General features: G+C 72.3%; 21 protein-coding genes. 9 read left to right on the forward strand and 12 right to left on the reverse strand.

The genetic code is table 11. The features are described from left to right. Positions 1-44 precede the first annotated feature (44 nt). Positions 45-2870 (forward strand): glycosyl hydrolase, encoded by a 2826-nt coding sequence (locus AB0F29_RS20950; RefSeq protein WP_361874109.1) that lies wholly within the window; start codon positions 45-47, stop codon positions 2868-2870. A 241-nt stretch (positions 2871-3111) separates the two neighbouring features. On the opposite strand, the gene AB0F29_RS20955 is transcribed toward AB0F29_RS20950, so the two are convergent. Continuing rightward, complete coding sequence (locus tag AB0F29_RS20955; RefSeq protein WP_361874060.1) at positions 3112-4155, reverse strand: LacI family DNA-binding transcriptional regulator; 1044 nt, start codon at positions 4153-4155, stop codon at positions 3112-3114. A 269-nt stretch (positions 4156-4424) separates the two neighbouring features. Here AB0F29_RS20955 and AB0F29_RS20960 point away from each other — a divergent pair, with 269 nt between their 5' ends. Together AB0F29_RS20960 and AB0F29_RS20965 are read left to right on the forward strand one after the other, a co-directional pair. After that, the gene (locus tag AB0F29_RS20960; RefSeq protein WP_361874062.1) at positions 4425-4667 is read left to right on the forward strand and encodes a hypothetical protein; all 243 of its coding nucleotides are present in this window, start codon (positions 4425-4427) and stop codon (positions 4665-4667) included. Next, on the forward strand, positions 4657-4893 hold the full coding sequence (locus AB0F29_RS20965) for a hypothetical protein (RefSeq protein ID WP_361874064.1): 237 nt from the start codon (positions 4657-4659) through the stop codon (positions 4891-4893). Before AB0F29_RS20960 ends, AB0F29_RS20965 begins: the two co-directional genes overlap by 11 nt. A 191-nt stretch (positions 4894-5084) precedes the next feature. On the opposite strand, the gene AB0F29_RS20970 is transcribed toward AB0F29_RS20965, so the two are convergent. After that, on the reverse strand, positions 5085-5438 hold the full coding sequence (locus tag AB0F29_RS20970) for a PRC-barrel domain-containing protein (RefSeq protein WP_361874066.1): 354 nt from the start codon (positions 5436-5438) through the stop codon (positions 5085-5087). 183 nt (positions 5439-5621) lie between these two features. Continuing rightward, a complete protein-coding gene (locus AB0F29_RS20975) occupies positions 5622-5792 on the reverse strand; it encodes a hypothetical protein (RefSeq protein ID WP_047178003.1) in 171 nt (56 codons plus the stop codon). A 238-nt stretch (positions 5793-6030) separates the two neighbouring features. Here AB0F29_RS20975 and AB0F29_RS20980 point away from each other — a divergent pair, with 238 nt between their 5' ends. Further along, positions 6031-6645: a Uma2 family endonuclease gene (locus tag AB0F29_RS20980; RefSeq protein WP_361874068.1), complete on the forward strand. Its 615-nt coding sequence runs from the start codon at positions 6031-6033 to the stop codon at positions 6643-6645. On the opposite strand, the gene AB0F29_RS20985 is transcribed toward AB0F29_RS20980, so the two are convergent. The 6 genes from AB0F29_RS20985 to AB0F29_RS21010 all read right to left on the reverse strand — a co-directional run bounded on the left by AB0F29_RS20985 (position 6646) and on the right by AB0F29_RS21010 (position 11976). Next, positions 6646-7281 carry an NAD(P)-binding domain-containing protein gene (locus AB0F29_RS20985; RefSeq protein ID WP_361874070.1) on the reverse strand — a complete coding sequence of 212 codons (636 nt, stop codon included), beginning with the start codon at positions 7279-7281 and terminating at the stop codon, positions 6646-6648. It lies immediately after the preceding gene. 129 nt (positions 7282-7410) lie between these two features. Continuing rightward, positions 7411-7746, reverse strand: coding sequence for a helix-turn-helix domain-containing protein (locus AB0F29_RS20990; RefSeq protein WP_361874072.1), 336 nt, complete (start codon positions 7744-7746; stop codon positions 7411-7413). After that, positions 7743-8111: a type II toxin-antitoxin system RelE/ParE family toxin gene (locus tag AB0F29_RS20995; RefSeq protein WP_361874111.1), complete on the reverse strand. Its 369-nt coding sequence runs from the start codon at positions 8109-8111 to the stop codon at positions 7743-7745. The genes AB0F29_RS20990 and AB0F29_RS20995 overlap by 4 nt, the downstream gene beginning before the upstream one ends. A 221-nt stretch (positions 8112-8332) precedes the next feature. After that, positions 8333-9940, reverse strand: a complete 1608-nt coding sequence (locus tag AB0F29_RS21000; protein ID WP_361874074.1) for a PTS transporter subunit EIIC — start codon at positions 9938-9940, stop codon at positions 8333-8335. Positions 9941-9990: 50 nt separating this feature from the next. After that, the gene (gene murQ, locus AB0F29_RS21005; RefSeq protein WP_361874076.1) at positions 9991-10962 is read right to left on the reverse strand and encodes an N-acetylmuramic acid 6-phosphate etherase; all 972 of its coding nucleotides are present in this window, start codon (positions 10960-10962) and stop codon (positions 9991-9993) included. Between the two features lie 96 nt (positions 10963-11058). Further along, complete coding sequence (locus tag AB0F29_RS21010) at positions 11059-11976, reverse strand: MurR/RpiR family transcriptional regulator (protein ID WP_018958762.1); 918 nt, start codon at positions 11974-11976, stop codon at positions 11059-11061. A gap of 190 nt (positions 11977-12166) precedes the next feature. Between AB0F29_RS21010 and AB0F29_RS21015 the strand changes: the two genes are divergently transcribed. Both AB0F29_RS21015 and AB0F29_RS21020 read left to right on the forward strand, forming a co-directional pair. Beyond that, entirely contained in the window at positions 12167-12538 is a 372-nt protein-coding gene (locus AB0F29_RS21015) for a hypothetical protein (RefSeq protein WP_361874078.1), read from the forward strand. Beyond that, positions 12535-12816: a DUF4031 domain-containing protein gene (locus AB0F29_RS21020; RefSeq protein WP_361874080.1), complete on the forward strand. Its 282-nt coding sequence runs from the start codon at positions 12535-12537 to the stop codon at positions 12814-12816. Before AB0F29_RS21015 ends, AB0F29_RS21020 begins: the two co-directional genes overlap by 4 nt. Here the strand turns inward: AB0F29_RS21020 and AB0F29_RS21025 are convergent. The 3 genes from AB0F29_RS21025 to AB0F29_RS21035 form a co-directional block, all read right to left on the reverse strand. Further along, on the reverse strand, positions 12749-14032 hold the full coding sequence (locus AB0F29_RS21025; protein WP_361874113.1) for a Cmx/CmrA family chloramphenicol efflux MFS transporter: 1284 nt from the start codon (positions 14030-14032) through the stop codon (positions 12749-12751). The genes AB0F29_RS21020 and AB0F29_RS21025 overlap by 68 nt on opposite strands. A 235-nt stretch (positions 14033-14267) precedes the next feature. Further along, positions 14268-15503, reverse strand: a complete 1236-nt coding sequence (locus AB0F29_RS21030; protein WP_361874082.1) for a PQQ-binding-like beta-propeller repeat protein — start codon at positions 15501-15503, stop codon at positions 14268-14270. A gap of 117 nt (positions 15504-15620) precedes the next feature. Further along, a complete protein-coding gene (locus tag AB0F29_RS21035) occupies positions 15621-16367 on the reverse strand; it encodes a hypothetical protein (RefSeq protein WP_361874084.1) in 747 nt (248 codons plus the stop codon). 109 nt (positions 16368-16476) lie between these two features. On the opposite strand from AB0F29_RS21035, the gene AB0F29_RS21040 reads away from it, so the two are divergent. The 3 genes from AB0F29_RS21040 to AB0F29_RS21050 are packed head-to-tail and all read left to right on the forward strand — an operon-like array spanning position 16477 to position 19018. Then, on the forward strand, positions 16477-17226 hold the full coding sequence (locus AB0F29_RS21040) for a 5-oxoprolinase subunit PxpA (RefSeq protein ID WP_361874115.1): 750 nt from the start codon (positions 16477-16479) through the stop codon (positions 17224-17226). Next, the gene (locus AB0F29_RS21045) at positions 17223-18116 is read left to right on the forward strand and encodes an allophanate hydrolase subunit 1 (protein ID WP_361874085.1); all 894 of its coding nucleotides are present in this window, start codon (positions 17223-17225) and stop codon (positions 18114-18116) included. Before AB0F29_RS21040 ends, AB0F29_RS21045 begins: the two co-directional genes overlap by 4 nt. Further along, complete coding sequence (locus tag AB0F29_RS21050) at positions 18113-19018, forward strand: biotin-dependent carboxyltransferase family protein (protein ID WP_361874087.1); 906 nt, start codon at positions 18113-18115, stop codon at positions 19016-19018. Before AB0F29_RS21045 ends, AB0F29_RS21050 begins: the two co-directional genes overlap by 4 nt. Positions 19019-19122 lie beyond the last annotated feature (104 nt).

A 19122-nucleotide genomic window follows, 5' to 3' on the forward strand; every position in this document is an offset into this window, starting at 1 on the left:
GTTCCTTGGCACTTGAGAGCGCTCTCGAACGCGCTCCTCCCCCCATGATCGAGGTGCTGCTCGTGCGAACCTCCCTCTCCAGACTCGCCCCCGGACTCGCCTCCAGACCCGCCGCGGCGACGCTCCTGGCCATCGCCGTGGCCGCCGTGGGCCTGGGCCCCGCCGCGTCGCCCGCTGCCGCCGCCACCATCCCCGCCGGCGCCGGCAGCTACTCCGACTCCCGCCCCGCCGGTACCTCCGGCCCGACCACCAACACCGGCGCGCCCGTCACCCCCAAGCTCACCGCCGCCGCGCGGGACAAGCCGGTCCCGACCAACGACTGGTGGTCCTCGCTCGCCTACCAGCGCTACGGCGACAACCCGTACAGCACCCCCATGTACGGCCATCCCCTCACCTACCAGGCCAAGGCCTCCGGCCTGGAGGTCGGCTATCCGACCATGCCCGCGGTCGTCGGCGACGGCCGCCAGTACGAGTACGCCCACAAGGCCGACCTCACCGTCGGCCTCAGCGGCCTGAACTCACCCGACACCAAGGCCGACGCCTGGTCCGACTGGACGGTCACGCCCTACTGGGCCGACGGCTCCCGCACCTTCCGGGCCACCATCGGCCACGGCATGCCGTTCGTGTACGCCAAGGGCTCCGGCGGGGACGCCCGCATCACCACCGCCTCCACGCCCACCGTCTTCTCCGACCAGGGCAACGTCCTCGGCATCACCGTCGCCGGACACCACTACGCCCTCTTCGCCCCGACCGGCAGCGACTGGAACGTCTCCGGCACCGCGATCACCGCCGGTCTCGGCGGGAAGGACTACTTCTCGCTCGCCGTGCTGCCCTCCACGGACGCGCTCGCGACCTACAAGAAGTACGCCTTCAGCTTCGTCACCGGCTCCCAGGTGGCCTGGCAGTCCACCGGAGGCAACGTACGGGCGACCTACAGCCTGACGACCGAGGCCAGGGAGGGCACCGAGCGCGGCACGCTCCAGGCCCTGTACCGCCACCAGTGGCTGCACACCACCGACGCGCTGACCCCTTACACGTACGTGTCGCCGCGCGGCACGATGAAGGTGCGCGAGTCCGCCTCCTTCACCACCAGCCAGAAGAACAACGGCGTGGTACCCGCGCTGCCCGCCTCCAGCGGCGTCGACAAGGCCCGGCTCACCGGCTATCTCAACGAGGTCGCCAACGCCTCCGACCCGTTCTCCGGGGCCGCCGACACCTACTGGACCGGCAAGGCGCTCGGCCGCCTCGCCCAGCTCGTGCCGATGGCCGACCAGATCGGCGAGACCGCCACCCGCGACAAGCTCCTCGGCCTGATGAAGGGCCGGCTCCAGGAGTGGTTCACGGCGGGCGGGGCCAGTGAGTTCAGCTACGACAAGGACTGGAAGACCCTCACCGGCTACCCGGCCTCGTACGGCAGCGACACCGAGCTCAACGACCACCACTTCCACTACAGCTACTACGTCTACGCGGCGGCGATCATCGCCCAGTACGACCAGGCCTGGGTCGCCGACTCCGCCTGGGGCACGATGATCAAGCACCTGATCCGCGACACCGCCAACCCCAGCCGCACCGACTCCGCCTACCCGTTCCTGCGCGGTTTCGACGTGTACGCGGGCCACAGCTGGGCCTCCGGCCACCAGGGCTTCGCGGCGGGCAACAACCAGGAGTCCTCCTCCGAGTCCATCAACCTCAGCGCCGGACTCGTCCTCTGGGGCGCGGCCACCGGTGACACCAGCCTCCGCGACCTCGGCAGCTTCCTGCTGACCACCGAGTCCGAGGCGATCACCCAGTACTGGTTCGACGCCGACCAGCAGGTCTTCCCCGGCTCCTTCGGCCACGACACGGTCGGCATGGTCTGGGGCAGCGGCGGCGCGTACTCCACCTGGTGGACCGCCAACCCGGAGGAGATCCACGGCATCAACGTCCTTCCGGTGACCGGCGGTTCACTCCACCTGGCCCGCGAGAAGGCGGCCATCAAGCGGAACATCGCCGAGATGGAGCGCGAGAACGGGGGTCCCGCACAGGAGTGGCGCGACCTGCTCTGGCAGTTCGAGTCGTTGTCGGACCCGGCGGCCGCGAAGGCCAAGTGGGACGGGGTGAACGGGAACTACACCCCGGAGCAGGGCGAGTCCAAGGCGCACACCTACCACTGGATCAACACCCTGAACACGGTCGGCGCGCCCGACATGACGGTCAGCGGCGACCTGCCCACCTCCGCCGTCTTCTCGAAGGACGGCATCCGCACCTACACCGCGCACAACCACGGCTCCACCGCCCGTACGGTCACCTTCTCCGACGGCAAGACCCTCGCCGTACCGGCCCGTTCGACGGCCACGAGCACGGGCCCCGGCGGCGGCAACCCGGACCCCGACCCGGACCCGGACCCGCCGACCGGCAACACCTTCCGCCTCAAGACCGGCGGCGTCCTCACCACCGCCACCAACGACCCGGCGGGCGCGGACACCATCGCCTCGGCCGACGGCGTCAACCGGGACGGCACCCCGTACCGGCCGACCGTCTACGAGGTGAAGAAGGTCAACGGCAAGGTTGCCCCCGGCGCGGCCACCGCGTTCCGCCTCCGGGTCGACGCGGGCACGAAGGTCGGGCTCGCCCCGCAGGTCCGGGTCAGCTACGACCTCACCGGCGACGGCACGTTCGACCGGGCCGAGACCTTCCGCTACTTCGCGACCGACCCGGTCAACGGGTGGGAGGAGTACACGCAGGCGGTCGGTGCGAGGGCTGTCACCGGGAGCCTGGGCGAGCTGAGGAACGGCACGGTCCGCCTGGAGGTCTGGAACGCGCTCGGCAGCGGCACGTCCCAGGTGCAGACCGGCACGGACGCGGCTGTCCTGAAGATCCCGTACGTGTAGGCCGCGCGGGATTCCGTATGTATGGGTCGCGCCGACCCGTACGTGCGGGTCAGCGCGACCCATCCGGATAACCGGATAAGTGGCGGGATCTGTACGTGTAAGGCGTGACGGTACGGGCACGATTCGTGCGGCGGGTCTTCGGCTCCTCAGGGCGGAGGCCCGCCGCACTTCCGCACTTCCGCACTTCCGCACTTCCGCACTTCCGCACTTCCGCACTTCCGCGCTTCCGCGCGCGTTGCGGTCAGGCCGAGGCCCGGCGCACCAGTGTCGTCGGGGTGATCACCGAGTCGGGCGCCGGTCCGCTGCTCGTGCGGTCCCGGCCCAGGCCGCGCAGCAGCAGGCGGGCCATCAGCCGGCCCTGCCCCTCGATGTCCTGGTTGACCGTGGTCAGCGGCGGATCGGTGGTCCCGGCCACCGAGTCCATGTCGTCGAAGCCGACGATCGCCACCTGCTCCGGCACGGCCACGCCGCGCTCCCGCAGCACACGCAACGCACCCGACGCCATCAGGTCGTTGGCGGCGAACACCGCGTCCAGGTCGGGCCGCCGCTCCAGCAGCTCCGCCATCGCCCGCGCCCCGCTCTCCACGGTGAACGCGCCCTCGGCGACGAGCGTCGGGTCCACGTCCGGCAGGACGTCCCGGTAGCCGTCGAGGCGGTCCATCGCCGAGGTCTGGTCGGGCGGTCCGCCGATGTGCGCGATCCGCTCCCGCCCGAGGTCCTTCAGATACCGCACGGCCACCCGCGCGCCGCCCCGGTTGTCCGCGTCCACATACGAGACGGCCTGGTCCCCGGGATCGGCGGTCCAGCTGGGCCGGCCCCCGTACACCGTGGGAATCCCCGCCCGCCGGGTGATCGCGGGCAGTGGGTCGTCGGTGTGCAGCGAGAACGCGAGCGCCCCGTCGACGTGCCCGCCGGACAGATAGCGGGCGATCCGGTCGAAGTCTCCGGGCCCCTCCACCAGCAGCAGGACGAGCTGGGTGTCGTGGGCGGCCAGCTCTTTGCTGATGCCCCTGATCTGCTGGGAGAAGAAGGGGTCGGAGAAGATCCGTATCTCCGGCTCCGAGATGACGACGGCCACCGCTCCCGTCCGCCGGGTCACCAGGGTCCTGGCCGCGTGGTTCGGGATGTAGCCCAGCTCGTCGACCGCCTTGAGCACCTTGTCCACGAGCGGCTTGCGGACTCCGTCGCCCCCGTTGACGACCCGCGAGGCGGTGGCCCTCGACACCCCCGCACGTGTCGCGACGGCTTCCAGGGTGGGCCGGGACCCGGGGGACTGCTCGGGCAAGGCGATCGCTCCTCGTTGACGGGGGCGGCGAGACGCGGGCTGGTGCGTGGGGGTGCGCGGGGTGCTGTGCGCGTGCTCGGTGTCGCCGCCGGATCGTCTACAGCCTAGCGCCGGGCGCCGACAGCGCTGAGAGCGCTCCCAAGCTGGGAGTGTGGGGGTAACCGTCGGTAGTGGGAAAGCGGTTGCCCGAACTGCGCCTCTTCCGGGCCAACTGCGCGTTGGACACGCTGGGTATGCATGGCCATCACTCAGAGTGGAAGGTGTGCGGCATGGAAGCGATGGAGCGGCGCAGGGCGGCGGCTGACCGGGTGCGGGTGGCGGAGGGCGCCGTGGAGCGGTTGAAGGAAGGTCTTGCGGAGTTCGGGGTGAAGCTGCCGTCCCTGCGGATCGATCCGGTCTCGTGTGCGGGTGACGAGCCGGCGCCCCTGGTCGACCTGGGCCGCTGCAACATCGACACCGCGTTGCGGCTGTGCGAGGTGCTGGCGGAGAAGGAGAGCGGTCATGACGGGTGACGGATATGGGCCGGGTGTGCCCGAGGCGGGCGGGTTCGCGGTGGACGCGCGGGACGGGCGGGTCGGCCGGGTGGCGGGCCGGTCCGGACCGAACGTGCGGCTGCGGCCGCCCGGCGGCGGGCCGGAGTGGGAATGCCCGCCGGAGGCGGTGCGGCCGGCGTCACCGGGAGTGGCGCTGCGGGCCCGGGTGACGGAGATCAACAGGGAGGGGCAGCTGCCGCGTTGAGGGCGGGCGGGGGCTGGCGCCACGCTGTCCCGCGGCCGGGTGCCGTTGCTGTTCTGGTCGGGCCCGGTGGTCCGGCGTCCGCAAGATCACGTTATTAGAGTCGCTTATATATAGGACACGACGCGTGAGGCGGCGGGGCCGGCCCCTCCTCGGGGTCGGGCCCGCCGCCGTTCAGGGGGGCGTACGCCGGGTCACATGATGCGGTACGCGAGGTAGTACGCGGACAGTTGCTCGTGGTAGCCCGGGTCGTCGGCCTGCCGGTGGCGGTCGAACTCCGGGGAGTCCTTCACCTGTTCCTTGGTGAGGTCGACGTAGACCTTCCGCTCCTTGGTGTCGATGTGCTTCACCGTGCCCGCGGGCAGCAGGACGTCCTTGCCGAAGATCCAGACTCCGGTGTCGACGAGCAGATAGGCCGAACCCACGTCGTCGGAGTGCTTGTCGACCTTACCGATACTGCCGTCGGTGGCCTCGACCGCATAGCCGGTCAGATCGGCGCCCGCGGTGTGACCGCTCGACGGCTGATAGCCCCACAGGGAGTCGCTCATTGTGGCTCCTTTCGCGAAGGTCGCCCAGTGCATTCGCACCAAGTGCATTCGTTCTGGTGGATCGGAAATGCACTTGTGATTTATTCACCGAATGATATTTCCGCTGAACTTCGTGTGCCCGGGGAGAGGCGGCGTACACCTGGGCGGTGCCGCCGGTCAGCGTTGGAAGCTGGTCAGAAGTGACTACCAGCGGTACCAGCGGCCCCGTCGGCCGCCGCTCGCGGCGGGACGGACGAAGAATCCTATGAGCCACAGCACCAGGACGATCACGGCTATCCACCAGAGAGCCTTGACCGCGAAACCGACACCGAAGAGGACCAGGGCGAGCAGAAGAACGAGAAGTAGGGGAACCATGACTATCAACCTCCGGAAATTCAGGTTCCCGCTTACATTTTTCCTACACATGAACGGTGCCGATATACTCCCCCCCCGACGGGTCAGGGAACGGGGCGCGATATCACTCGTGACCGGTGGTCGCCGCGCGCTTCCCTGTGCGGGGCCACTCGTTCGTGGAACGCTGGGAGGAGCGGCGGACAGCCGTGAAAGCCCCGATCTAGCCTCGTCGGCAAGGCCACGGAAGAAGGGACCCGCGATGACCGCAGCGTTCGTCGAGAACAGCCGGGCTTCGGATGGGCGCGCGTGGGACTACCTGCTGCAGACATGGCGTGAACTGGACGTGCCCGAGGGTTGGCGCGCCGAGATCGACGAGGGGCAGATCGTCTTGGTACCACCGCCGCACGCGCACCACAACGGCATCGCCGAGGCGGTGCAGAGCCGCCTCTACCGAGGCCTCCCCGGAGGGCTGGGGATCTACCAGACCCTCGGCGTCCACGTCGCCCCGCTCGGCAAGCTGTACGTCCCCGACCTGGTCGTCATGCCGACCGAGCTGATCGCGGCGGCCGATCCGGAGGTCAGCGATCCGATGGACGCGGCGGAGGCCTTGCTCGTCGTCAAGATCACCTCGCGGGGCAACGCGCGGGAGGACCGCACCAAGAAGTACCGCGCGTACGCCCGCGCGGGAGTCCCGATGTACCTGCTGATCGACCGGTTCGACACCCGGGGGCCGATGGTCACGCTGTTCACGGAACCGAACGAGGACGGCACGTACAAGCACACGGACGCGGTGCCTTTCGGTAAGCCGCTGACCGTGCCGTCCCCGTTCGACGTGCAGTTGACGACCGGGGAGTTCCCGGGGGCCGCCGTCTAGCTAGAGGGTGTCCGCCGACGGGCGGGTGACCACCTTGATGTTGAAGGTGTGGGACCCCACGCCGCCCGCGATCCCCATGAAGAGGAACGCGAAGTGCTCCTGGCCGCGCGCCGTGGTGATGCCGCCGATGTCGAGCTGGGAGGACTCCGGCCACCCGAGGTCCGTGAGCAGCCGGCCGGTGGTGCGCTTGGCCTCGGCGTCGTCGCCGGAGAGGAAGACCGTGCCCGGCTCGGTGAGGTCGCCCGGGGCGGTCATGGTGGTGGAGTCCATCGTGCAGAGCGTCTTGACGACGGGAGTCAGCGGGAACGCCTCCTGGATCAGCTCGCCCAGGCTGCTGTTGGGGTGGGTGAGCGCGCTGAAGTCGTCGGAGAGGCCGACGCCGACGTCGATCAGCAGCGTGCCCGCCAGCGCCGGGGCCCCGATGGAGTGCAGCAGGTCCACGGAGACCCCGCCAGGAGTGGCGTTGACCAGCACCTCCGCATGCGCGGCCGTCTCGTCGAGGCCGACGACGGGCAGTCCGAGGCCGGTGCGTTCTTCGGGCCGACGTGATCCGAGGACGACGTCGTGCCCTGCGGCGCGCCAGCCGTGGGCCAGGGCGCGGGCGACATTTCCGGTACCGAGAAGTCCTATACGCATGGGGGAGACGCTAGCCAGCGCAGCCCTGGGGCGTATCGGTCCGGAGACTGGGGCGGGGCGGTACCTGAGGCGTAGTCCGCAGGACGCCCCTATGCGTGGGGCGACCTTCCGGAACCTGTGCCGCGCCGGTCACGCCGCTGTACGGGCCACGAAAGCGACCTCTTCCTGTTCCTCGTCGAGGGCGATGCTGAGTGAGGCGTCCAGGGCGAGCGCCAGCCGCCGGAGCAGGAGCAGGGTGGGCACGGCGTCGGCGCCCTCGATACGGGAGATCTTCGCCTGGGTCAGTCCCGCTCGCTCGGCGACATCGTTCTGGGACAGGCCGAGTTCCTTGCGGCGGTCGTACACCGCCTTGGCGAAGGCCATGGCGAGCCGGACTTCCGCGCGCTCGGCGCGGGTCTCCTCGGACTCGTCGGGCCCGGAGGCGAGTTCCTGTTCGCGCTTCAGCTTCCAGCGGCTGTGTTTCATGAGTTCTCCCTGCTCTCTCCGCGTGTGTACGTCGTGTGGGCCGGGTCGTGTTCGGCCTCGCACAGTGCCCGGGCCCGCACGGCTCGATCCACCTGGGCCTGCTCCCGCATCCGTGTCTTGCGGAAGACGGTGAGAAGCACGATGCGGCGTTCCGAGGCGAACCAGTACGTGATTCTTGTGGCCTCGCCGTTCAGTGTCGGCCGAAGTTCGTACACTCCGTCCCGCAAGGGGCGACTGAACGGCATCGGAGTGCTTGTTCCCATCGAAGCCAGCAGGGCCGCGTACTCGTCCACTTTGCTGTAGTGCTTCTCGGGGAGAAGCTCCAGCCAGTCACGAACTTCGGGCTCTACCTCGATGACGTGCATGTATGTCACGTCCCGCACCGTAATATGTTGTGGACGACATGATAGTCCCGGTGCGGCGCGTTCTGCCTGTTCGGGTGAGTGGGGAAGGCCAGATTGACGCGATTCCGTCGCCTTCTCGCAGTACCCGCCCGCCGTCGGCGCGCGGGAGGAGGCGCAGGACGCCCCCGGCCCGCCCGCCGGGACGGGCGGGCCGGGGGCGTGCTGGGCGGCCCGGAGCCGGGTCAGACCCTCGCGGGATCCTTCGCCGGGGAGGTGCCGGGGTCCGTGCCGTCGGAGTCGGGGTCGGGGCCGGAGCCCGTGTCGGCGGGGGCGGCCGGCGCGGTGGCGGGGTGGGGGTTGCCCTGGGCGGCGACCGTGGACGGGGCCGGTTCCTGGGAGACGTTGAACTCGGCCAGCAGGTCCTTGCCGAAGCCGAAGAAGTACGTCGCGACGAACCCGGCCACGTAGCCGACGAGCAGGCCGCCCGCGTAGATCGCGATCGTCGAGCCCAGACCGTGGTTGCCGTCGAGGAGGGGGAACAGGGCCCAGCCGGACGGGCCGATGGCCGTCGAGCCGACCGTGTCGCCGAGCTGGTTGAACAGGCCGACGAAACCGGCGCCGAACGCGCCGCCGACACACGCCGTGACGAACGGGCGGCCGAGCGGGAGCGAGACGCCGTAGATCAGGGGTTCGCCCACGCCCAGCAGGCCCGCCGGGAGCGCGGACTTGATGGTGCGGCGGATCGACTCGTTGCGGGGGAGGCGGAAGTAGACGGCCACGGCCGCGCCCACCTGGCCGGCGCCGGCCATCGCGAGGATCGGGAGGAGGACCGTGTAGCCCTGCTGCTCGATGAGCGTGGTGTGGATCGGGATCAGCGCCTGGTGCAGGCCCAGCATCACCAGGGGCAGGAACAGGCCGCCGAGCACGAAGCCCGCGCCCGCGCCGCCGTTGGACAGCAGCCAGTCGGCGAACGTGCCGATCGCGGAGGACACCTCGCCCGCCACGTACATCAGGCCGAAGATCGTCACCAGGCCGGAGATCAGCACCGTCAGGGTCGGGGTGACCAGGACGTCCAGCGCCTCCGGCACCCACCGGCGGCACCACTTCTCCACGTACACGGCGAGGACCGCCGCGCCCAGCGCGCCGAGCACACCGCCCTGGCCCGGGGAGAGCGTCTGGCCGAAGGCGTCGATGTTCGCGACGCCCGGGAAGACGATGATCGCCGCCACCGCACCGCCCAGGATCGGCGTACCGCCGAACTCCTTCGCCGTGTTGTAGCCCACGAACACCGCGATCAGCGCCATGAAGCCGGACGCCATCGCGGCCAGCGCGGGTGTCACGGCGGGCAGCCACTGGAGGTTCACCAGCAGACCGTTGAGGCCCGCGATGATCCCGCAGCCGATGAGCGCCGGGATCAGCGGCACGAAGATGTTGGCGATCTTGCGCAGGAACAGCTTGAACGGGGTGGCGTTCTTCGCCTTCCGCTGGGCCTTGATCGCCGCGCCCTGTGCGGCCAGTTCCTCCGCCGAGACGGCGGTGACAGCGGCGGTGCCAGCGGGGGTGTCTCCCGGGGCCGGCGCGGCCTCGCGGGCCTCGTCGACCAGCTGCTCGAACTCCGGGGTGACCCGGGCGACGGTGCCCGGGCCCAGCACGATCTGGTACGTGTCGTCGTCGACGACGCCCATCACGGCGGGCAGGGCCTTCAGCGCCTCGTCGTCGACGAGGGACCGGTCGTGCAGACCGAGGCGGAGCCGGGTCATGCAGTGGGCGATGGAGGCGACGTTCGCGGCACCGCCGACGAGCGGCAGGATCGCGGCGGCGGTGGCGCGGTTCTTGTCTTCTGTGGCCATGGTGCTCGGTGCCTTGCTGTGCGGGGGGTGGGGCGGGGTACCCGGGTGGGTCAGGTGGTGCGTGCGGCCGTGAGTGCGGCGCGGAGGTGGCCGTCCGCCTCGGTGAGGCGGGCGGCGGCGGTGGGGCCGTCGACCTGGCCGAGGATGACCAGGATCGCGTTCTTGACCTCGCCGTCGGTGGCGGCGAGCGCGGCCTCGATCTCGGCGTCGGACGCGCCGGTCGCCAGGGAGACGATGTGCCGGGAGCGGGCCCGCAGCTTCTCGTTGGAGGCGCGGACGTCGACCATGAGATTCCCGTACGTCTTGCCGAGCCGGATCATCGTGATCGTCGAGATCATGTTGAGGACGAGCTTCTGGGCCGTGCCCGCCTTCAGCCGGGTCGAGCCGGTGAGCAGCTCGGGGCCGACGACGACCTCCAGGCCGTGTTCGGCGGCGGCGCCGAGCGCGGAGCCGGCGTTGCAGGAGAGCCCGATGGTCAGGGCGCCCTGTGCGCGGGCGTGCTCGACGGCCCCGATCGCGTACGGCGTGCGGCCGGAGGCGGAGATGCCGACCACCGTGTCGTCGGCGGTCAGCTTCAGCCCGTCGAGGTCGGCGGCGGCCAGCTCCTTGCTGTCCTCCGCGCCCTCGACGGCCGTGACCATGGCGGAGGGGCCGCCCGCGATCAGGCCGATGACCTCGGACGGGTCGGTGTTGAAGGTGGGCGGGCACTCGCTGGCGTCCAGCACTCCGAGGCGGCCCGCGGTGCCCGCACCCGCGTAGATCAGCCGGCCGCCGCGGGCCATGCGCTCGGCGGTGGCGTCGATGGCCGCGGCGATCTGCGGCAGCCGCTCGGCGACGGCGGCCGGGACGGTGGCGTCCTCGCCGTTCATGATCCGCGCGATCTCCCGCGTGGGCTGCCGGTCGATCTCGGCCAGCTCGGGGCGGAACGCCTCGGTGGTGAGGGTGGCCAGCTGGGCGCGGAGTTCGCCGTAGGTCCCGGAGGTCTCGGGGATGTCGGTGTTCGCGTCGGTGGTGGAGGTCATGAGGTGCGGCTCAGCTTTCTCGGTGTTCTCGGTCTCGTACGCGTACGTGTGGTGCGGGGCCTGCGCGGCCCTGACCGTGGTGGTTGGCCGGGGCGGTCAGCGGGTGCGCGGGTTGTGGCGGTGGGCGAGCGCCTCGTAGGAGGCGGCCAGGGCGGGCGCGGCGGTCTCGTACGTCCGCTGCGCGACGCCTATGAACAGACAGTCCACGACGAGCAGCTGGCTGGTGCGGCTCGACATGGCGGCGGGGCGCAGCTCGCTCTCGCGCGCGGTGGACGTGGTCAGCACGTGGTCCGCGTACTGCGTCACGGGCCCGTCGGGCCGTCCGGTGATCGCGATCGTCGTCGCCCCGCGGTCGAAGGCGACCCGCAGCGGCTCGATGACGTCGCCGGTGGAGCCGGAGTGCGTGATCGCGATGGCCACGTCGCCGGCGCGCAGCTGCACGGCGTTGGTCACCGCGAGGTGCGGGTCCATGTGGGCGTGGGCGATCAGCCCGATCCGGAGCAGCTTCTGCGCCAGGTCCTGGCCGACGAGGGAGGACGCGCCGATGCCGTAGACGTCGATGCGGCGGGCGGTCGACGCGGCGGCGACAGCGGCCCCCAGCTGTACGGTGTCGAGCCCGGCGGCGGTGTCGGCGAGGGTCTGCTGCTCGTCGTAGGCGAGCTTGGCGACCACGTCGGCGATCGGGTCGTCCACCGCGATGTCGGCGGTGACGGCGGGGGCCCGGCCGGACTCCTGGTGCGCGGCGAGACCGGCCAGCGCGAGGCGCAGATCCCGGTAGCCGGGGTAGCCGAGGAGCCGCGCGGTGCGGACGACGGTGGCTTCACTGGTGCCGGTGAGCTCGGCGAGACCGGTGACGGTGAGGGCGGCGCACCCCGCGGGGTCGCCCGCCACGGCTTCGGCGACCAGCTGCATCGAGCGGGTCATGGAGGGGGCGAGGGTCCGGACCTTGGCGGCGAGGGCCGCGGGGGCCGGCGGGGAGTCGCCGCTGAAAATTTCCTTCACGTCACTGGTCACATCTGAAAGATATTTTCAACCGGGGGGTCCGTCAACCCCCCTTTGGTCCCTACCTCTGGCGGGGGCCGCCACCGGCGCTCCCGGGCCGCCACCGATGCCCCCGGGCGCCCCCGGGACTGCCCGGGACCGTCGGGGGGCGCCCGGGACTGCCCGGGGCGGGGCCTTTCCCGCGCGGGCGCACAATGGGGGCATGGAGTTGAACCCCCTGGAGCAGGCCCTGCACACCGCCCGCGCGCTCGTCATGGCCGACCTGGCGGCGGGCGGTGTCGCCGAGGCGGACATCGTCTCGCTGGTCGAGGACGCGGTGACGCACCGCCGCTGGTGGGTGGAGCAGTGGCCCGAGGGGGCGGAGTTCGTGGCCGGTCTGGTCGCCCAGGACGTACAGGACGCGCTGCTGGAGCGGTACGGGCGGTGGCCGCTGTGCCCCGCGTGCTCGGCGGCGGAGGAGCCGCACGCGCTGGACGTGGAGCCGGAGCTCGGGCCCGACCCGCACTGGGTGTGCACCAAGGCGGCCGTGGCGGTGGCGCCGGTGGGGGCGCTGGGCGAGGTGCTGCGGCGGTGACGCTCTACATCGACCCGCCCACCTGGCCCGGCCACGGCCGCCTCTGGTCGCACCTGGTCAGCGACGTGTCGTTCGAGGAACTGCACGCCTTCGCCGCCGCGATCGGCTGCCCGCCGCGCGCCTTCGAACGCGACCACTACGACGTGCCTCAGGCGCACTACGCGGACGCGGTGCGGGCCGGGGCACGGGAGATCGGCTCGAAGGAGCTGGTCAGGCGCCTGACGGCCGCGGGACTGAGGAGGCCGAAGGGGAGGCCGGCGCCGGGCGTCCGTCCTTAGGGCCTTCCGCCGCCGGGACCGCCGTGCTCTTCGCGATCAGCCGCGACCGCGACCGGCCGTTCCCGCCGCCCCCGCCGCGCTGGAGGCGCAGCGCCACCCCCACCGCCGCCAGGGCCAGGGCCGTCATCGCCGCGCCCGCCCACGCCGTGGACGCGAACCCGAAGTCCAGGTCGATCACCGTGCCGCCGAGCCACGGACCGCTCGTGTTGCCCAGGTTGAACGCCGCCGTCGTGGTGGCCCCGGCCAGTGTCGGGGCGGCTCCGGCCACGTTGAACATCCGGGCGTTCAGCGCGGGGGCCGTGAAGAAGGCGGACAGGCCCAGCAGGAACGCCAGCGCGATGACCGCGACCTGGCTGGAGGCGAAGAGGGCCAGCCCCACCAGGAACACCGTGGACGCCGTGATGCCGCTCAGCAGCACCCCGAAGAGGTGCGCGTCCGCGACCCGGCCGCCGATCATGGTGCCGATCAGCGCGCCCGCACCGAAGAGGCCGAGGATCCACGGCACCCAGCCCGAGTCGAGGCCCGCCACGTCCGTGAGCAGCGGCGCCAGGTAGCTGAACGCGCAGAACACCCCGCCCGCCGCGAGCGCGGTGATCACGATGGCCAGCCAGACCTGCCGGTCCCGGTAGATCGCCAGCTCCCGCTTGAGCTCGGGCTTCTTCTCGGGCAACGGGATGTGCGGGATGCGCGTGGCGACGCCGACCAGGGCCACCGCCGAGGCCGCGCCCACCGCCCAGAACGCCGAACGCCAGCCGAAGTGCTCGCCGAGGAAGGCCCCCAGCGGCACGCCCAGCACGTTCGCGACGGACAGGCCGCCGATCATCACGGCCATGGCCCGCGCCCGCTGGTTCACCGGGACCATCGCGATGGCCACGGCCGCGCCGACGGCCCAGAAGCCCGCGCAGGCGAGTGCGCTCAGGACCCGGGAGACGAAGAGGATCTCGTACGTCGGGGCCAGCGCACCGGCGATCTGGCCGAGGCCGAACACCGAGATCAGCGCGATCAGCGTGGTGCGGCGCGGCAGCCGGAGCGTGGCGACGGCCAGCAGCGGGGCGCCGACCACCATGCCGATCGCGAACGCGGATATGAGGAGCCCGGCCTGCGGGATCGACACGTCCATGTCGTCGGCGATGGGCGGGAGCAGGCCCGACAGCATGAACTCGCTGGTGCCGAGTGCGAAGACCGAGAGGCCGAGAATGTATACGGCCAGCGGCATGGGTGCGCGGCGCGAGGGAGAGTCGGGCATGACTCGCCCCAACGCCGGAGAACGCCTCCGCATTCCCGGCGTCGGACGAGAACGTGCCTGTTCACACGTGCTTCACACCCGCGTCACGCGGGAAGGCTTCACACCCGCGTCACGCGGGATGGCTTCATACCCGCGTCACGCGGGATGGCTTCATACCCGCGTCACGCGGGAAGGGCGTGCGGCTAACGCGGGTAGGGCGCGCGGCTTACGCGGGAAGGGCGTGCAGCTTCTTGCCGTGCAGGGCGAAGACGCGCTTGCCGTCGGTGGCCACCAGCCAGGCGTGGTAGTCGCCGGACTTGTCGTTGAACGTCCAGCGCAGGCCGCCGGCCTTCGCGTCGAAGGCGTGGACGCCGCCCTGCTTGTCGAGGTCGGTGGCCCCGTAGAGGGTGCCGCCCACCTTGACGAACTGCCGGGGCACCTGCCCGCCCGCGTCCTTGAGGGCCGTGGACTGCCAGATCTTCTTGCCGGTCCCCGGCTCGACGGCCCACAGCGTCCGGCCGCTGTCCGCGATGTAGAGCACGCCCTCCAGGAGGGTCGGCTCCCGGAAGGTGGTGAACTCCTCGGCCCGCACGGACCACTTCTCGGACCCGTCGGACAGCGCGAAGGCCTGGAGCCGCTGCCCCTGCGGGACGATCACCAGATCCTGGTGGACGACGAACGGCCCGTAGCTCGTCTTCGTCGTCTTCTGCGTCCACACCTGCTTGCCGGTGGCGGTGTCGCGGACCGTGAGGTTGTTCTTGAAGTCGGTGTAGACGAGATAGCGGCCCCGCACGGCGGCGTGGACGCCGTTCTGCTGGGTGCCGAGGTCGCGCTGTTCCTTCCAGGCGACCTTGCCCGTGCCGCTGTTCAGCGCGGCGATCACATTGGTGTGGGACGAACCGTCGGCCTCCAGGATCTCGGCGATGACGTACACCTGCTCCGCGTCCACCGCGACCGGCCTCGGCTGCCGGTACTCCTTGCCGAGGCGGCTGCGCCAGGCCTCCTTGCCGGACCCCGGGACGTAGCCGGCGACGCTGCCGTCGTACTTGCCGCTCTCCAGGTACAGGGTGCCGTCGCCGAGCAGCAGCGGCGCCCCGGGCACCGCGCCGTCCGGCAGCGACCACCGCTCCTCGCCGGTCGCGCCGTCGAAGGCGGTCAGCGGATCGCCGCTCGCGATCACCACGCCGTCCACGGCCACGAGCTCGTCGTTGTCCCCGTAGGTCTGCGCCGACGTCGACTTCGTCCACAACGGCTCGGGGGCCTTGCCGTCCTCGGACGCCTTCCCGTCCTCGGGGGAGGCGCTGCGCGGCGGCGGCGTGCTGCCTTCGCCGCCCGTCGCGAGCTCGTCCTCGCAGCCGGTCAGCCCGGCTCCGAGCGCTGCCATCGTGATCCCGCCGCCGGCCAGTCGCAGTATGCGCCGCCGGGAAGATCTGCCGACCGTCGTGCCGAGTCCCTTGGACATATCGCTGTACCCCCGTGGAGTTGTGTGTGCATCTGCGATGCGAGACGTTAGCGGCTGCCGGGCTTCACCGGTCCGGCCAGGGCGCGACCGGGACGACACCGTGAACGAACCGGAACATTAACCGGTGGGCGGGGGCGGGAACCCTGGTCGGACGGCGTCGGACGATGTCAGCAGTTCCAGCTCCGTCGCGAGGTTGTGCCGGGCCCGCGCCTCCCACGCGGCCGCGCCGTGCGGGGTACGGAACAGTCGCGGCAGGTCGAGGAGTTGCCGCAGTACCGCCGCCCGGCCCTCACGGAACGCCCCGTCCGGGACGAAGCCGTACTCCTCCCGGACCCGGGCCGCGTACGCCCCGTACTCCTGCGGGCCGCCCGCCAGGACCGCGAGGTCGGCGTCGCACAGCGCCTCGCCGTTGCGGTCGCCGTCCGCCGGGTCGTGTGTGACGGTGAGGCGGACCAGCCGGGCGACCTCCGTCACCATCGCCTCCGGCACCCCCGCCTCGGCCAGCGCCCGCTCGGCGAGGGCGGCGCTGCGCTCCTCGTTCTCCGTCCGGTCGGGCCGGTACACCGCGTCGTGGAACCAGGCGGCGAGGCGTACCGCGTGGACGTCGTCGGCGTGCCCGGCGAGGGTGTCGACGCCGTCCAGGACGGCGGCCAGGTGGGCCGTCGTGTGGTAGCGGCGCTGCGGCTCGGCCCAGCGGGCGAGGAGGTTCTCGGCGTACGGCAGCGGATCGGGTCCGTCCGCCCCGGCGCGCGCGGCGAGCAGCGTGTCGTGCCACCGGTCGCGGAGGCCGGCGTCGCGGAGGCCGGCGTCGTGGGAAGTGGCCTCGTGGGAAGTGGCCTCGTGCGGGCGGGGGCTGTCCGTCATGGGACGACTCTAGGACGGGCGGCTCCAGGACGACGCGGGGCCGCCCGTCCGGCCCCCGGACCGCCCCTTGTCGCGCTGCCGGACTTGTCATTACCGTGCGGCCGTGATGATGGATCTCAACGCGGATCTCGGCGAGGGCTTCGGCAACTGGACCCTGACCGACGACGACGCGCTCCTCGCCTGTGTCACGAGCGCCAACGTGGCCTGCGGCTTCCACGCGGGCGACGCCTCCGTGATGCGGCGGGTCTGCGACGCGGCGGCGGCCGGCGGGGTACGGATCGGGGCGCAGGTCTCCTACCGGGACCTGGCCGGCTTCGGGCGCCGGTCGATGGACGTGCCGCCCGCCGAGCTGACGGCCGAGATCGCGTACCAGATAGGCGCGCTGCGGGTCTTCGCGGAGGCCGCCGGGTCCACCGTCTCGTACGTCAAACCGCACGGCGCGCTCTACAACCGGGCGGTCTGGGACGACGACCAGGCCGCCGCAGTCGTCGCGGGCGTCCGGCTCGCGGGCGGAGACCTGGCCGTGCTCGGACTGCCCGGCTCGCGGCTGCTCGACCGTGCGGCCGAGGCCGGACTGCCCGCCGTTCAGGAGGCCTTCGCCGACCGTGCGTACACACCGCAGGGCACCCTCGTCCCACGCGGTGAGCCGGGCGCGGTGGTGCACGACCCGGACGACGTCGTACGCCGGAGCGTCGGCATGGCCGTCGAGCGGGCGGTGACCGGGGCGGACGGCAGCCGGATCCCCGTCTCGGCGCGCTCGCTCTGCGTCCACGGGGACACCCCGGGCGCGGCGGCCCTCGCCCGCCGGGTGCGGGCGGCGCTGGAGGAAGCGGGCGTCGCGGTACGGGCGTTCACGTGAGCGCCCCCGGCCCGCGCGACGCCCGCAGCGGTGCCGACAGTGTCGGCAGTGCCGACAGTGTCGGCAGCGTGAGCAGCGTGCCCGGCGCGAGCGACGAGCTCAGCGCGAGCGACGCCCTCAGCGCCGCCGACAGTGCCGAGCGCGTCGGCAGCGCGAGCAGTCTCCCCAACCCCCGCCCGAGCGCCCGCCCCGGCTCCGCACCCGTACGCGTACTTCCCGCCGGGCCGCACGCGCTTCTCGTCGAGCTGGCCGACGGCGAGCACGCCGAGGCCTTCCACGCCGAGCTGCTCCGCCGCCGCGAGCGCGGTGAACTCCCCGCCGTACGCGAGATCGTCCCGGCCGCCCGCACCGTCCTGATCGACGGGATTCTCGACGGGGGCGGGGGCGGGGGCGGGGGCGGGGGCGGGGGCGGGGGGCGCACGCCCAGCGCGCGGGACCGTTTCGCCCGGGACCTCGCCTCGTGGCGGGTGGAGCCGCCGCGCCGGGAGGGACGTGACCCGGTGGAGATCCCCGTCGTCTACGACGGCCCCGACCTGGGCGAGGTCGCCGCCCTCTGGGGTGTCCCGGCCGGGGAGGTGGCCGCCCTGCACTCCCGTACCGCGTTCCGGGTGGCGTTCTGCGGGTTCGCCCCCGGGTTCGGCTATCTCACCGGGCTGCCGGAGCCGTTGCACGTGCCCCGGCGCGCGACCCCGCGCACCCGGGTCCCGGCCGGGGCGGTGGCCCTCGCCGGGCCCTACACCGGGGTGTACCCGCGCCCCTCGCCCGGCGGCTGGCAGCTCGTCGGGCGGATGCCGGACCCGGGGGCCCTGTGGGACCCGGCCCGGGAACCGGCGGCCCTGCTCGCGCCGGGTACGCCGGTCAGATTCGTGCCGGTGGGGGCGGGCGCGTGACGCCGCCCGTCGGCTTCCGGCTGTACGTCGTCCGGGCCGGGGCGCTGACCACCGTGCAGGACGCGGGCCGGCCCGGTTGGGCGCACCTCGGGGTCGGGCGCGCCGGGGCGCTGGACGCGCCCGCCGCCCGGCTGGCCAACCGGCTGGTGGGCAATCCGCCGGACGCCGCCGTCCTGGAGACCACGTTCACCGGGTGCGCGGTCCGCCCGGACCGGCCGGTCGTGGCGGTCGTCGGCGGGGCGGGCTGCGGGGTGACGGTCGACGGGCGGCCGGTGGCGTGGGGTGCGCCGGTGCGGGTGCCGGCGGGCGCGGTGCTGGACGCGGGTCCTGCCGTCGACGGTCTGCGCGGCTACCTGGCGTTCGCGGGCGGGCTGGTGCCGGAGCCGGTGCTGGGCAGCCGCTCGGCGGACCTCCTCTCGGGGCTCGGGCCCGCCCCGCTGAGCGAGGGCGACGTGCTTCCGCTGGGCGATCCGGCGTCGGGCGGTCCGCCGCCGCCCGCCGGTCCCGTCCCCTGGCCCGGGGCCCCCGCCGAACTGGTGCTCCCGGTCCATCCCGGGCCCCGCCACGACTGGTTCACCGGGGCCGCTCTCCGTACGCTCCTCACCGCCGCCTACCGGGTCTCGCCGCACAGCAACCGCATCGGCCTGCGCACGGAGGGCCCGGCGCTGGAGCGGTCCCGTACGGGGGAGCTGCCGAGCGAGGGCATGGTCCTGGGCGCGGTCCAGGTGCCGCCGGACGGCCGGCCCGTCGTCTTCCTCAACGACCATCCGACGACCGGCGGCTACCCGGTCGTCGGTGTCGTCCCCGAAGGGGCGCTCGCCGCGGCGGCGCAGGCGGCGCCGGGAACCCGGCTGCGTTTCGTACGTGCCTTGCCGGTCTTGCCGGGCTCGCGGGGCCTCTGATCCGGCCTACCGACAGGACACACCCGAGCGCGGCGGGGCCGAGGCGGGGCCGACCAGGTCGTCGACACCATCCTCGCGAGGGCCAGCGGCCGGGTCATGCCCTG

This window comes from Streptomyces sp. NPDC026589 (assembly GCF_040638385.1).
Lineage (GTDB): Bacteria > Actinomycetota > Actinomycetes > Streptomycetales > Streptomycetaceae > Streptomyces.